The 13,980-nt window shown below is 66.9% G+C and carries 14 protein-coding genes and 1 pseudogene; 11 read left to right on the forward strand and 4 right to left on the reverse strand.

Going from position 1 to position 13,980, the window contains the following annotated elements; all coding sequences use genetic code 11:
• The first annotated feature begins 131 nt into the window (after positions 1-131).
• On the forward strand, positions 132-368 hold the full coding sequence (locus PV761_RS10320; protein ID WP_347896440.1) for a hypothetical protein: 237 nt from the start codon (positions 132-134) through the stop codon (positions 366-368).
• Positions 369-593: 225 nt separating this feature from the next.
• Complete coding sequence (locus tag PV761_RS10325) at positions 594-1,178, forward strand: adenylate kinase (RefSeq protein WP_197024885.1); 585 nt, start codon at positions 594-596, stop codon at positions 1,176-1,178.
• Between the two features lie 81 nt (positions 1,179-1,259).
• Here the strand turns inward: PV761_RS10325 and PV761_RS10330 are convergent, their stop codons facing one another.
• Entirely contained in the window at positions 1,260-2,171 is a 912-nt protein-coding gene (locus tag PV761_RS10330; RefSeq protein WP_028269404.1) for an SDR family oxidoreductase, read from the reverse strand.
• Positions 2,172-2,375: 204 nt separating this feature from the next.
• On the opposite strand from PV761_RS10330, the gene PV761_RS10335 reads away from it, so the two are divergent.
• From PV761_RS10335 to PV761_RS10375, 9 genes and pseudogenes are all read left to right on the forward strand, one after another.
• Entirely contained in the window at positions 2,376-3,167 is a 792-nt protein-coding gene (locus tag PV761_RS10335) for an IclR family transcriptional regulator (protein ID WP_028269403.1), read from the forward strand.
• A 151-nt stretch (positions 3,168-3,318) separates the two neighbouring features.
• Complete coding sequence (locus tag PV761_RS10340; protein WP_347896443.1) at positions 3,319-4,596, forward strand: cytochrome P450; 1,278 nt, start codon at positions 3,319-3,321, stop codon at positions 4,594-4,596.
• A 5-nt stretch (positions 4,597-4,601) separates the two neighbouring features.
• A pseudogene (locus PV761_RS10345) lies at positions 4,602-5,681 on the forward strand (PEP/pyruvate-binding domain-containing protein).
• 67 nt (positions 5,682-5,748) lie between these two features.
• On the forward strand, positions 5,749-7,641 hold the full coding sequence (locus PV761_RS10350; protein ID WP_347896445.1) for a PEP-utilizing enzyme: 1,893 nt from the start codon (positions 5,749-5,751) through the stop codon (positions 7,639-7,641).
• Complete coding sequence (locus PV761_RS10355; protein ID WP_347896447.1) at positions 7,634-8,413, forward strand: SDR family oxidoreductase; 780 nt, start codon at positions 7,634-7,636, stop codon at positions 8,411-8,413. Before PV761_RS10350 ends, PV761_RS10355 begins: the two co-directional genes overlap by 8 nt.
• Positions 8,414-8,458: 45 nt before the next feature.
• Positions 8,459-8,779 (forward strand): 2Fe-2S iron-sulfur cluster-binding protein, encoded by a 321-nt coding sequence (locus tag PV761_RS10360; RefSeq protein ID WP_028269398.1) that lies wholly within the window; start codon positions 8,459-8,461, stop codon positions 8,777-8,779.
• 2 nt (positions 8,780-8,781) lie between these two features.
• Entirely contained in the window at positions 8,782-10,113 is a 1,332-nt protein-coding gene (locus tag PV761_RS10365) for an FAD-dependent oxidoreductase (protein WP_347896449.1), read from the forward strand.
• A 38-nt stretch (positions 10,114-10,151) separates the two neighbouring features.
• Positions 10,152-10,919 carry an HD domain-containing protein gene (locus tag PV761_RS10370; RefSeq protein ID WP_347896450.1) on the forward strand — a complete coding sequence of 256 codons (768 nt, stop codon included), beginning with the start codon at positions 10,152-10,154 and terminating at the stop codon, positions 10,917-10,919.
• Positions 10,916-12,442 carry an aldehyde dehydrogenase family protein gene (locus tag PV761_RS10375; RefSeq protein ID WP_347896452.1) on the forward strand — a complete coding sequence of 509 codons (1,527 nt, stop codon included), beginning with the start codon at positions 10,916-10,918 and terminating at the stop codon, positions 12,440-12,442. Before PV761_RS10370 ends, PV761_RS10375 begins: the two co-directional genes overlap by 4 nt.
• Here PV761_RS10375 and PV761_RS10380 read toward each other — a convergent pair.
• Genes PV761_RS10380 through PV761_RS10390 form a run of 3 tightly spaced genes read right to left on the reverse strand, consistent with a single transcriptional unit; the run spans position 12,439 to position 13,915 of the window.
• On the reverse strand, positions 12,439-12,582 hold the full coding sequence (locus PV761_RS10380; RefSeq protein ID WP_347896454.1) for a zinc-binding dehydrogenase: 144 nt from the start codon (positions 12,580-12,582) through the stop codon (positions 12,439-12,441). The two genes, PV761_RS10375 and PV761_RS10380, sit on opposite strands and share 4 nt — an antisense overlap.
• Positions 12,583-12,611: 29 nt before the next feature.
• Positions 12,612-13,418, reverse strand: a complete 807-nt coding sequence (locus PV761_RS10385) for a zinc-binding dehydrogenase (protein ID WP_347896456.1) — start codon at positions 13,416-13,418, stop codon at positions 12,612-12,614.
• Complete coding sequence (locus PV761_RS10390) at positions 13,415-13,915, reverse strand: MarR family winged helix-turn-helix transcriptional regulator (RefSeq protein ID WP_347896458.1); 501 nt, start codon at positions 13,913-13,915, stop codon at positions 13,415-13,417. Before PV761_RS10390 ends, PV761_RS10385 begins: the two co-directional genes overlap by 4 nt.
• Positions 13,916-13,980 lie beyond the last annotated feature (65 nt).

Consider the following 13,980-nt stretch of genomic DNA (forward strand, 5'->3'; position numbering starts at 1 on the left):
TTCTTCCGCGACAACTCGCAAATGCTCTTCGGCGACGCCAAAGCCCGCGTCGAAGACATCCTCCGCGCGTTCTAGCAGGGAACCGTTCCGGGATGGTCGTGCAATTGCCGCCGAAGTGGCAGACTGCGGCCATGACTATGGAGCAATGGTGGCCGCGGCTGAAGCCGTCGGCCAGGGAATGGCTTATTGCGAACAACGGTGACGCGGTTCCGGCGGAGATGGTCACGGAGATCACCAATGCCGGAGGCGACGTTGCCGGCGATGCATGGTGGGTTGGTCAGAACGGTCCGTCGGGGTTCTATTTCTCGGACGAGGCCGTCGACTGGATCGAGGCGGTCGCGAACGGCGAAACGCCCGAACCCCGCTGACAACGGGTCCGGGGTTCACCGTACGCGCGGTGCCTGGGCGCCGCCGCTCACTGCATCATCACTACCGGTAACAGCACAAAAGGGCAGAGTACGACGGCGGGGAGCCCCCGCCGTCGTACTCTGCAGTGAGGCGCCGATGCAGCCCGGCCGCAAGCGTCGGGTCAGGAGCATCGGGCCAGGACGAAGACGTCCATATAGCCAGCAAAGGAATACCGAATGACGAGAATGCTGATTATTGGTCCGCCCGGTTCCGGCAAGGGAACGCAGGCGGAACGGATTTCCGAACGCCTCGGCGTGGTGGCGATCTCAACCGGCGACATCTTCCGTGCCAACGTCAAGGGCGGCACGCCGCTCGGCGTTGAGGCCCGGAAATACATGGATAACGGAGACTTCGTGCCGGACAGCGTCACGAATGAAATGGTCCGGGACAGGCTCAGCCAGGACGATGCCACTGAAGGCTTCCTGCTGGACGGTTATCCCCGCACGGTGGCACAGGTGGAGTACCTCGACGGGATCCTCGCCGCTTCCAGCCAGGCCCTCAGCGTGGTTCTCCAGCTAACAGCGGACGACGAGGAACTGGTCACCCGCCTGCTGGGCCGGGCCAGGGAAACCGGCCGGAGCGACGACAACGAAGGCGTCATCCGCCACCGGCTGGACCTGTACCACCAGCAGACGGAGGCCGTGGTGGCCAAGTATGCGGAGCGCGGGATCCTCACCCGGGTGGACGGGATCGGCGGAATCGAGGAAGTCACGGACCGGGTCCTGGGCAGCATAGACGACGTGCTCAGCGTGCCCGTCCGCGGACTGTAGAACAGCAATGAAGGGATGACGACGGCGGTTCCTCCGCCGTCGTCATCCCGCCTTTTTGACCCTGCTCAGCCGGTTAGCCGCTCAGCCGCTCACTGCGTGCCCGAGGCCCTTGATAAGGCGGGTTATGGCGTCTTCGGCGGTAGGCACCGGGCCAAAGACTTCGCGTTGCCGGCCGGTGTCTGCAACGTAGCGGCCGGACTCGAACCAGGCGGCCATGGCTCCCATGTCCTTGATCATGGGGTTGACCGGCCCGAGCGCCGAACCAGCGGCCCGGATGAGCCTGCCGGGGATGGTTCGGACCCGGATGCGCCTGCCGAGGAGCCGTCCCGAAATGTCCGCAACGTCCTGCATGCTGACAGGCCGGTCCCAGCCGATATCGATGCGCTGCCCCTCCACTGCGGGCAGATCCGTGGCGGCGGCCAGGTAACCGGCCAGGTCGGATGAGAGTACGAAAGTCAACGGGACCCGGGCGGACCCGAGCCAGGTGAGGCGCCCTTTGCTGAACGGGTCCCCGCCAAACCGGGTGACCTGGTCCAGGAAGGCACCCGGCCGCAGCGCGACGAACGGGACGCCGAGTTGCTCGAGCCGGTCCTCGGCCAGCTTCTTATGCCAGAAGTGCGGAACTTCCGGTGTCTGGTCACAGGTGAGGATGCTGGTCAGCACGAACCGGCGCACGCGGGTCCGGCTGGCGGCTTCGGCGAGGTTGCTGTTCCCTATGGTGTCGATCTGCGGGGAGTCGCCTTTGCTGTGCCGTGTATAGCCGGCCGCCGAGGTGACCACGCTATCGGCACCGTCCATCGCGCGGACCAGGGAGTCAAGGTCCATCATGTCGCCGCGGGCGATGGTGGCACCGGCAGCTTCGAGGCGTGTGGCGTCGGAGCCCGGACGCACCAGGGCACGGACCTGCTTTCCCGCTGACAGCAGCTGCCACACCACCTGGCTTCCGAGCATGCCGGTGCCGCCAACCACAAGCACGGGTCCAACGCTTGTCATGGTCGCCTCCGGTGACGTGGGGTTAAGCGGGGTGAAGCGGAACGGGCGGACACCCTGGGTAAGGCAAATCTACTCAGGCCGGGGGAAGCCGCAAGTGGCGCTGCGAAAGGACGCCCCAGGGCTGCAGGCTAGACTCTGATCGGGCTGCCGGGAGGCGGCCCGCAGATTGCACAGCAGCGGGCACGTACCGGAGGAGGAACCACGATGGCGGGCGGCAGCAGCGAACCCGGCAGGACCGTGACCTCGAAGGTCCTGTCCATCCTGGAAGCCTTCGAAAAATCCCGGGGTGCCCTCAGCCTGACCGACATCGGCCAAAAATCCGGCCTGCCCCTGAGCACCGCACACCGGCTGGTCAACGAGCTCACGGACTGGGGACTCCTCTCCCGTGAGCCCAACGGCCGCTACCAGCTCGGCATCCGCCTCTGGGAGCTCGCCCAGAACACCGGGCGGCAGCTCCGGGACGCCGCCCGGCCCTACGTTCAGGACCTCTTCTCGCTCACCGGTGAAACCGCGCACCTGGCGGTCCGGGCCGGGCATGAGGTGCTGTACATCGACCGCGTCTACGGCTCCAAGCGGGTACCCCGCGCCGGCCGGGTCGGCGGCAGGCTGCCCATGCACGCGACCGCTGTCGGCAAGGTCATCCTCGCCTTCGAGGAGGACTGGGTCCGGGACGCCTACCTGAACCGGCAGCTGGAGCGGCATACCGCGCACACCCACGTGGATCCCAGGAAGCTGGCCGAGGAGTTGGCCCAAATCCATGAACAGGGCTACGCCACCACCCTGGAGGAAGTCCGGCTGGGCTCCTGCTCCATCGCCGTCCCGGTTTTCCATACCGGCAGGATCGGGGCATCGATCGGCCTTGTGCTGCCCACCACCCAGGCCGCCACGATGACCCGGCACCTGCCCGTCCTGCGGGGCATCGCCGCCCAGATTGAGCGGGCCACAGCCCGGATCCCGCTGGAGACGCTGCTGGGCAGCCATGACGGCACGGACTGAGCCGTCCCCGGCCTGCGAGGGCTGAAACAAACTGGTTTCCACTGAGTGGAAGCCGATGCTGTCGGCTGCTGGTGATCGGGGCCTCACTGGTGAACAAGAACCCCCGGCAGGCACTGACGCCGCCGGCGGGACCGAAAACCAAGGAGCCCAGATGTCATCGTCGACTGAAACGGCCGGCCGCTGTCCCTATGGCCACGGCGCCGAAGCCCCCGCCGGGCACCACGGCTACGAGCCGTTCCAGATGCAGGACCCCTTCCCCGCCTATGCCGAACTCCGGGCCGAGCAGCCCGTCATGTTCGACGAGCGCGTGGGCCTCTATGTCGTCTCCCGCTATGACGACATCAAGGCCGTCTTCGAGGACTGGGAGACCTTCTCCAGCGAGAACGCCCAGGCCCCCGTCCGCGAACGGGGCGCCGCCGCGAAGAAGATCATGGACGACGGCGGCTTCACCGCCTACTCCGGCCTGTCCGCCCGCCGCCCGCCGGAACACACCCGCATCCGCGCCGTGGTCCAGAAGGCCTTCACGCCCCGCCGCTACAAGGCGCTGGAACCCTTCATCCGCCAGAACGTCGTCGAACTGCTCGAAAGGATGCTGGCCCGGCCGGAACGCCGGGGCGACATGGTCAAGGACCTCGCCTACGACGTCCCCACCATCACCATCCTCACCCTCATCGGCGCGGACGTGTCCCAGGTGGACACGTTCAAGCGCTGGAGCGATTCCCGCGCCGCGATGACCTGGGGCGACCTCTCTGACGAGGAACAGATCCCGCACGCCCACAACCTCGTGGAGTACTGGCAGGAATGCCAGCGCCTCGTTGCAGAAGCCAAGGAGAAGGGCGGCGACAACCTCACCGCGGACCTCGTCAAAGCGCAGCAGGACGGCGCCGACATCTCGGACCACGAGATCGCCTCCGTCCTCTACAGCCTGCTCTTTGCCGGCCACGAGACAACCACCACGCTGATCTCCAACGCCCTCCGCGAACTCCTGGCCCGCCCCGAGCAGTGGCAGCAGCTGGTGGCGGAGCCCAAGAAGATCCCCGCCGCCATCGACGAGGTCCTGCGCTACGCCGGGTCGATCGTCGGCTGGCGGCGCAAGGCGCTCAAGGACGCTGAAGTGGGCGGTGTTGCGATCGAAGAAGGCGCGCAGCTCCTGCTCCTGATGGGCTCCGCCAACCGCGACGATAACAAGTTCACCGACGGCGAGGATTTCGACATCACCCGTCCCAACGCCCGCGAGCACCTCTCGTTCGGATTCGGAATCCACTACTGCCTGGGCAATATGCTCGCCAAGCTCCAGGCAAAAATCGCCCTCGAAGAGGTGGCCCGGCTCGCCCCGGAGCTGCAGCTGGAGGAACCGGAAGCCATCGCCTTCCGCGAGAACCTCTCCTTCCGTGTCCCCGAGACCGTCCCCGTCAGCTGGAAGGCCTGAAAACGATGCACAGCAACGAATACGTCCAGTTCTTCGACGGCGGCGTCGAACCGAAGCTTGAAAACCTCGGCGGCAAGGGTGCCTCCCTGGTCACGATGACTGCGGCCGGCATGCCCGTCCCGCCGGCCTTCGTGGTCACCACGGCGCAATTCGACGCCTTTATGGAGGAAGCCGGGATCACCCGGCATATCCATCAGCTGCTTGCCGGCCTGGACCCCGAAGACATGGGCCAGGTGGACAAGGTCTCCGCCGCCATCCGCGAGGACATCTGCTCCCGCCCGGTCCCGCAGGTCCTGCGTGAGCTCACCATCACCGCCTACGAGGCCCTGATGTCCCGCTTCGACGCGCCGGTCCCGGTGGCCGTCCGCTCCAGCGCCACTGCCGAGGACCTTCCGGATGCCTCCTTCGCCGGCCAGCAGGACACCTACCTCTGGCTCGACGGCGTCAAGGCCGTCACCGAGCACATCCGGCAATGCTGGGCCTCCCTTTTCACTTCCCGTGCCATCATTTACCGGCTCAAAAACAACATCCCCAACGAGGGCCTCTCGATGGCCGTGGTGGTGCAGAAGATGGTCAATGCCCGCGTCTCCGGCGTTGCGATCACCATGGACCCCACCAACGGCGACCGTTCCAAGATCACCATCGACTCCTCCTACGGGGTGGGTGAAATGGTGGTCTCCGGCCAGGTCACCCCGGACAACATCATGCTGGACTAGGTCACCCTGGCCGTCATCTCCGAACACCTCGGGGACAAGCACGCCGAACTGGTCCCGGACGCCGCGGCCGGCCGCCTGGTGGAGCGGGAAGTCGACGCCGAACGCCGTGGACGCCGCAGCCTCACCGACGCCGAACTCACCGCCGTCGCGCAGATGGCCAAACGCGCAGAGAAGCACTACAAGTGCCCGCAGGACATCGAATGGGCCCTTGATACGGACCTGCCCGACGGCGAAAACCTGCTCCTGCTCCAGTCCCGGCCGGAAACCGTGCACTCCTCCAAGCCGGCCACGCACACCGCCCCGCAACCTGTCGTCTCCGGCGGCTACTTCAGCGGATTCAGTGCAGGCACGCTCAAGCCGTCCGTCTAAGCGCCAGAACACCCACCAGGTTCCACCCCACCCAGGCTCACCGTCGAGCCCTCTTGAAAGGACCGCCATGTCCCTGAAGTCCTTCCCCAAACCGTCCGAGCTCCCGGTCCCCGCCGGCGCAGAGGGCTGGGAAAAGATCTACCCCTACTATCTGGTCTTCCAGGACAAGCTCAAGGAGCAGGAGGACGCCAAGTTCTGGTTCTGCGACAGCCAGCACTGGCCCACCGTGTACAAGCCCTTCGAAACCATCGGCGGCGAATTCGCGGTGAAGTGCCTGGGCCAGTACAACGCCCGGCACCTGATGATCCCCAACGCCAACGGCATAGAATTCCGCGTCCACCTGGGCTACCTCTACATGTCGCCGATCCCGGTCCCCGAGGACCAGATCGCCGCCCGCGTGCCCCTGTTCGAACAGCGCGTGGGGCACTACTTCCAGAACTGGGACCAGCTGCTCAAGCAGTGGCACGTGAAGGTCAAGGGCACCATCGACGAAATGGAAACCATCTCCTTCCCCAAGCTCCCCGACATGGTCCCGATGGAGGACATCCTCACCGGCAAGGGAAAGGACGGGTCCGAGAAGCTGCTCGAAAGCTATGACCGCCTCATCCAGCTCGCGTACCAGAACTGGCAGTACCACTTCGAGTTCCTGAACCTGGGCTACATCGCTTACCTGGATTTCTTCAACTTCTGCAAGCAGGTCTTCCCCAACATCCCGGACCAGTCCATCGCCACCATGGTGCAGGGCGTGGACATGGAACTCTTCCGGCCGGACGACGAGCTCAAGCAGCTCGCCAAGCTCGCCGTCGAACTGCAGCTGCAGGGACACTTCGGCAACACGGACGGAGTCGATGCCACCTTGGGTGCCATCGCCGCCGCACCGGGCGGGGAGCGCTGGATGGCGCAGTATGAAGGTGCCAAGGACCCGTGGTTCAACTTCACCGTGGGCAACGGGTTCTACGGCCACGACAAGTACTGGAACGAGCACCAGGAAATCCCGCTCGGCTACATCGCGGACTACATCCGCCGCGTGGACGAAGGCCAGGAAATCATGCGCCCGGTGGAAGCCCTGATTGCCGAGCGCGACCGCATCATCGAGGAATACCGTGAGCTCCTCGAAGGTGAAAACCAGGCCCTGTTCGATGCCAAGCGCGGCCTCGCTGCCACCGCCTACCCGTACGTGGAGAACCACAACTTCTACATCGAGCACTGGACCATGGGCGTTTTCTGGCGCAAGATCCGCGAGCTCTCCCGCATGATGCACGCGGAGGGCTTCTGGACCCGGCCCGACGACCTGCTGTACCTGGGCCGCAACGAGGTCCGGGACGCACTCTTTGACCTGGTCACCGGCTGGGGCGTTGGGGCCAAGCCCATCGGCCCGGACTTCTGGCCGGAGGAAATCGAACGCCGCCGCGGCATCGTGGACGCGCTCAAGACCGCGCGGCCGGCCCCCGCGCTGAACACGCCGCCGGAGTCCATCACCGAGCCCTTCACCCGGATGCTCTGGGGCATCACCACCGAGCAGGTCCAGCAGTGGCTGGGCGCCGGCGAAGCGGTGGAAGGCGGCGGCCTCCGCGGCATGGCGGCCTCGCCCGGAGTCGTGGAGGGCCTGGCCCGCGTGGTCACCGACGCCGACCAGCTTTCCGAGGTGCAGCAGGGCGAAATCCTTGTCGCCACCGTGACGGCCCCATCGTGGGGCCCGATCTTCGGCAAGATCAAGGCCACCGTCACGGACATCGGCGGCATGATGAGCCACGCTGCCATCGTCTGCCGCGAGTACGGCCTTCCGGCCGTCACCGGCACCGGGTCGGCGTCCACCACCATCAAGACCGGCCAGCGGCTCCGCGTTGACGGCACCAAGGGCACCGTCCAGATCCTCGACGCGCTGGTTCCCGAGGCCGGAGAACCCGAACTCCTGGCCGCCGGTCCCGGGGCGCACTCCCACAGCCACAGCCATGTCTGACGTGTCCATGCCCGACGTCCCCATGCCCGAAGCAGGGAAGACCGTCCTCATCACCGGTGCCGCGGGCGGGCTGGGCCGGGCGTTCGCGCTCGGTTTCGCCGGCCGCGGCTACCGGGTGGCGGTGGCCGACATCAACCTCGAAGGCGCCGAGCAGACGGCGAAACTGGTCCGCGAAGCCGGCGGCGAAGCAGCCGCCTTCCCGGCCGATGTCACCAGCGTGGAGTCCACCGAGGACCTCGCGAAAAGCTGCGCCGACTTCGGCAACGGAAGCATCGACGTCGTTCTTAACAACGCGGCGGTGTACGCGGGGGTGACCCGGAGCCCGTTCGAGGACATCGACCCGGCCGAATGGGACCTGGTAATGAACGTGAACCTCAAAGGCCCCTGGCTGGTGACACGCGCCGCGAGCCCCTACCTGCCCGAGGGCGGGCGCGTCATCAACCTCTCCAGCGCCACGATCTTCAGCGGCTCGGAACAGTGGCTGCACTATGTCGCATCCAAGGGCGGCGTGGTGGCCCTGACCCGGGTCATGGCCAAGGAACTGGGCCGGCGGGGGATCACGGTCAACGCGATCGCCCCCGGCTTCACGCTCACCGAGGCCAGCTACGGGCTGATGGAGAACGCCGAGAACTACGGTGTGGACCGCGGAGCGATCAAGCGGGCCAGCCAGCCGGAGGACATCGTGGGCGCGGCGCTCTTCCTGGCCGGGCCGGACAGTTCCTATTACACCGGGCAGACCATGGTGGTCGACGGCGGCCGCCAGTTCATCTGACCCTCACCTTTAGCCAACATTCCGCTTTCAACCCAAGGAGAACCAATGCCAACGGTTCATTTCACCGACGCCGAGGGCGAGGTCCGCGACGTCCAGGGCAATCCCGGCGACTCCGTCATGGAAACCGCTGTGCGCAACGGCGTCCCCGGCATCGTGGCCGAATGCGGCGGATCGCTGTCCTGCGCCACCTGCCACGTCTTTGTCCGCGAGGACTGCCTGTCCAAGCTTCCCCCGATGGAGGACATGGAGGACGAGATGCTCTACGGCACCGCCGTGGACCGCGAGGACAACTCGCGGCTGTCCTGCCAGCTCCGGCTCACGGACGAGCTCGACCTGTTTGTCACCACCCCGGAAACCCAGGTGTAGCGATGGGCACGCACACTGCTGAGCAGCCGGCGCCCGTCGCGGCCGGCACCGGAACCACCGCAGTTCCCACGCACACGGGCCTGCTGATCATCGGCGCAAGCCAGTCCGGTGTCCAGTTCGCAGTCTCCCTCCGCGCGCTCGGTTTTGACGAGCACATCACCCTTCTCGGCGACGAGGACCACCGCCCCTACCAGCGCCCCGCCCTCTCGAAGGAGTTCCTGCAGGAGACGGTGGAGAGCGAATCCCTGATCTTCCGTTCGAACGAGTACTGGGCCGAACACAACGTGGACCTGGTCAAGGGCGAATACATCGTCAGGATCGACAGGGACGCCGACGGGTCAGGGGTCGCGCACGCTTCCTCGGGCAGGCAGTTCCCCTTCAAACGGCTGGCCCTCACCGTGGGTGCCCGCGCCCGGAAGCTCGAGATTGACGGCGGCGACCTCGACGGCGTGCTGTACCTTCGCAACGCGGACGATGCCCTGGCGCTCAAGGCCCGGGTGGGGGACGCGAAAGACGTCGTGGTGATCGGCGGCGGGTTCATCGGGCTCGAAGCCGCATCCAGCCTGCAGAAAATGGGGAAGAACGTCACCGTGCTGGAATTCGGTCCGCGGCTGGTGGGCCGCGCTGTCGGCGAGGAAACCGCCGAGTACTTCCTGCAGGCCCACCGCGCCCGCGGCCTCGACATCCGGCTGAACACGAGTGCCGCGCGGTTCAGGGCTGCCTCCGCCGAAGGTGACAAACAGACGTCAGTCGCCGGCGTCGAACTCCAGGACGGCACGGTGCTGCCCGCCCAGATCGTCCTGGTGGGCATCGGGGTCATCCCCAACACCCAGCTGGCCGAACAACTGGGGCTGACTGTGGACAACGGGATTGTCGTGGACCGGTTTGCGCTGGCCTCAGACGGCACCACGGTGGCGATCGGCGACTGCGCCAACATGCCCAACCCGGTGCCCGGCTCGGAACCCGGCGAACGGATCCGGCTCGAAAGCGTCAACAATGCGATCGAGCACGCCAAAGTTGCTGCGTACTCGCTCACCGGGCGGCGCGAGGAATACGCCGGCATTCCGTGGTTCTGGTCAAACCAGGCCGACCTCAAACTCCAGATCGCCGGGCTTTGCAACGGGTACGACCGCACGGTGCTGCGGCGTGACGAGGAACGCGGAAAATTCAGCGTCCTCTACTACCGGCAGGGCCAGGTCATCGCTGCGGACTGCGTCAACGCCCCGCTGGACTTCATGGCCGTCAAGAACGCCCTCGCCAAAGGCCGGAACATCCCCGCCGACGCCGCCGCGGACCCGGCAACACTCCTCAAGACGATCACCACGGACAGCTAACTCCACCCAGACCGTAAGCCGGCCCCTCCCGAAGGAGCATGACGACCACCCCCAAGACCCCGGTTGCCGAGGCCGGTACTGAAGCCGTCACCGACGTCGGCACCAATCCCGCGGCCAAAAACCAAACGGCAGAGGACTTCGCAGCCGCGTACCCCGTCCGGCCGGTTCCGGCTCCCGGACCGGTGGACACCGCCCCCATTGCCACCACTCCGGCGGCGCTGGATGAACTCGACTCGCTCTGGCGGGCCGTGGTGCACGAGACCCGCACCCGCGGCAACGACATCCACCTGCCGATCTCGCTTGCCTTCGCCGAGCGGCTCTGCCGCGCCTACCCGGAGGCAGACGCCGAACTGGTCCGGGTTGCCACCTTGCTGCACGACACCGGGTGGGCCCACGTGGACGAGTCCCGCATCATCTCCGAGGGTTTCGCGGGGGACTGGCGCAAGGCCACCATCCGCTACGAACACGAGAAGCAGGGCTGCGACGTGGCCCGCCGCGTGCTCCCGGGCCTGGGTTACGGACCGGACTTCATCGAGCGCGTCTGCGAGATCATCGACGGCCACGACACCCGCCCGGTGGCCCATTCCCTGGAAGATGCGCTGATGCGCGACGCCGACCGGCTATGGCGCTTCGACCAGGCCGGCATTGCCCTGGCCTCCACCTGGTTCAAGATGGACCCGGCCACCTACACAGACCGGCTGGCCGCGGAAATCGTGCCGGAACTCATCACGCAGGCCGCCCACGACATGGCCGCCGCCGACCTGAACCGGTCCACCGCCCTGCTCAAGACGGCGGTCATCCGATGACCGCTTCAACGCAGGACGTCCCCGCCCTGGCCGCCCGTGCCGCGCTGAACCTGCCGTACACGCATGTGGACGATATCTTCATCGACGGCGCCTGGACCCCGGCACGCGGCACCGGCCGCAACCCGGTCACCGATCCGGCCACGGGCGAAGTCTGGGGATCCGTCCCGGACGGAACCCCCGAAGACCTGGACGCCGCCGTCGGATCCGCCCGCCGGGCTTTCGACGACGGCGAATGGCCGCGGCTGACGCCGTCCGAGCGGGCGGCGTACCTGCTGCGCATCGCCGAGGAAGTGGAGAAGCGCGCCGAAGAACTCTTGCTGACGAACACCCGCGAGAACGGATCGCCGGTCTCCGAATCCGCCGGGGCCGCCGCCAACGCCGCAGGCATCTTCCGCTACTTCGCCTCCCTCGCCGGTTACCTGGAACGCGAGGACGTCCGGGCCTTCCCCAAAGGCGGCGGCGAATCCGTGGTCCGGCGCGAACCGATCGGCGTGTGCGCACTGATCGCGCCCTGGAACTTCCCGATCAACCTCGTGGTGATCAAGCTGGCGCCGGCGTTGCTGGCCGGGTGCACGGTGGTCATCAAACCGGCGTCGCCCACACCCCTGTCCCTCCGCGTGATCATTGACGCCGTTGCCGCCGCCGGAGTTCCGGCCGGCGTCGTCAACCTGGTCACCGGCTCCGGCCGGCTGGGCGACGCGCTGGTGAAGCACCCGGCCGTGGACAAGGTGGCGTTCACGGGTTCCACTCCGGTGGGCCGGAAAATCGCCGCGGCCTGCGGCGAGCTGCTCCGCCCCGTGACCCTCGAACTCGGCGGCAAATCCAGCGCGATCGTGCTGCCGGACGCGGACCTGGACGCGATGTCCGAGGTTCTGATCCGCTCCTCCATGCGCAACACCGGGCAGACCTGCTACATCTCCACCCGGATCCTGGCGCCGGCCAGCCGCTACGAGGAAGTCGTGGACATGGTCACCCGGACCATCGCGGCGGGCAAGCAGGGCGACCCGCTGGACCCGGACACCGTCTTCGGACCCTGCGCCACGGAGTCCCAGTACAAGACCGTGCTGGAGTATGTGGAATCGGGGCTTGCGGAAGGTGCCCGCGCCACTACCGGCGGGCGTGCCGCAGCGCTGGGCGGCGGGCTCGAGGGCGGGTACTTCGTGGAACCCACCGTGTTCGCCGACGTCACTGCGGACATGCGCATCTCCCGCGAGGAAATCTTCGGCCCGGTCCTCTGCATTTTGAAGTACGACGACGCCGGCGGCAGCGTTGAGGAGGCCGTCGCACTGGCGAACAACACGGAGTTCGGCCTGGGCGGCCTGGTCTTCGGCAGCGACCCTGAGGCGTCCCTGGCCGTGGCGGACCGGATGGACACCGGCTCGGTGGGCATCAACTTCTTCGCCTCCAACCATGCGGCACCCTTCGGCGGCCGGCACGACTCCGGACTGGGCACGGAATACGGGATCGAGGGACTCAACGCGTACCTGAGCTACAAGTCGATCCACCGGCGCGCCAAGCCTTAGGTGGTGACGACGAGTTTTCCGCTGACCCGGTTTTCCTCCATGTCCGTGTGCGCCTGGACGATGTCATCCAGCGTGTACACCTTGCCAATGGGCGCCACCGCCGTGCCGTCGCTGACCGCATCCAGGAATTCCTGGAGCACTGCGGGCGGCAGGTCCGCGGCTCCGCCCCTTAGGCGGTCAGCCGGACGCCCCGCGGGATGTAGTCGATGGGATAGAAATCGGGAACGATCCACTGGTTGGAAAGCATCCCCGTGAAGCAGACGACGCCGTGCATCCGGGTTGCCTGCAGCGTGTCAGGAAGCGTCGGGGTGCCCACGAGCTCCAGGGCGGCATCCACGCCGTCGGGGAAGAACCGGCGCACCGCGGCGGCCAGGCCGCCGTCGTCGATGAGCACATGGTCGACGCCGATCGCGGCGAGTGCCTGGCGCTTGGACTCGTCGCGGGTGGACGCCAAGACGGTGAGTCCGCGGCGCTTGGCGAGTATTGCTGCCGCCATGCCGACCGATGAGGTCCCGCCGCGGATGAGCAGGCTTTGGCCGGGCTTGGTGTCGAGCCCGACGGTGAGGGAGCCGTGGGCGGTCTGCAGCATCTCCGGGATGGCGCCGATCGTTGACCAGGGCAGTCCTGACTCGAAGGCGATGACCTGGCCGGCGGGCACACAGGTGTACCCGGCGTAGCCGCCGTCGAACACGCGGCCCATCCCGCCCATGAGGGTCACCACCTTCTGCCCCGTGCGGAATTCCCCGCCCGGGGCGTCCGCCACTTCTCCGACGGCTTCGATCCCCGGCACACGCGGAAAGGTGACCCCTTCGGCCAGGCCCAGGCGGGTATGCAGTTCCGAGCGGTTCAACCCGAAGGCACGGACCCGGATGAGGACCTGGCCGGGCATCGGCACGGGGATGGGTCGTTCCCGGATGTCCAGGGCCTCGGCGGGCCCCGGACCGTCCAAAACAACCGCCCGCATGGTGCCGCTCATTCTCCGGCCGCCTTCGGGGCGGGTGCCGGCCGCTGTGCGGTGCGCACACGTGTCAGGAGGTCCAGCAGCGTGCCGGCGTCCCTGGTGGTCAGGGCCGGAGTGAACCAGTTGGCAAGTTCGGCCTCCACCACTTTGCGGCCCCGCTCAAGAACTTCGGCCCCGGCCGGGGTGAGTACAAGGAGCGACGAACGGCGGTCGCCGGGGTTCATGCTGCGCGAGCAGTATCCCGCAGCTTCCACCCGGTCGATGAGCTTGCTGGCGCCGCCCACAGTGATTGCCAGCGCCGATCCTATGTCGAAGACCCGGCAGGTTCCCAAGGAGGCGATGACCGCCATGGCCTCGTACCGGCCGAGGGGCAGGCCGCACTCCGAGCGCAGGCGGACGTCAACGGCGTCCCACAGCTCGGTTTCAAGCCGCGTTAATGCGCTGAACAGGGGATAGAGGCCGGCGGGGTGGTCCCTGGTTTCCATGGCTACAGCGTAGCAAGTAGTTTCCATGGAAGCTACTTCCTTGGATTGCATATGGCTGCAATCAGGTTTCGTCCAGCCGGACCGGGGATAAT

Source organism: Arthrobacter sp. CC3 (assembly GCF_039907775.1).
Classification (GTDB): Bacteria; Actinomycetota; Actinomycetes; order Actinomycetales; family Micrococcaceae; genus Arthrobacter.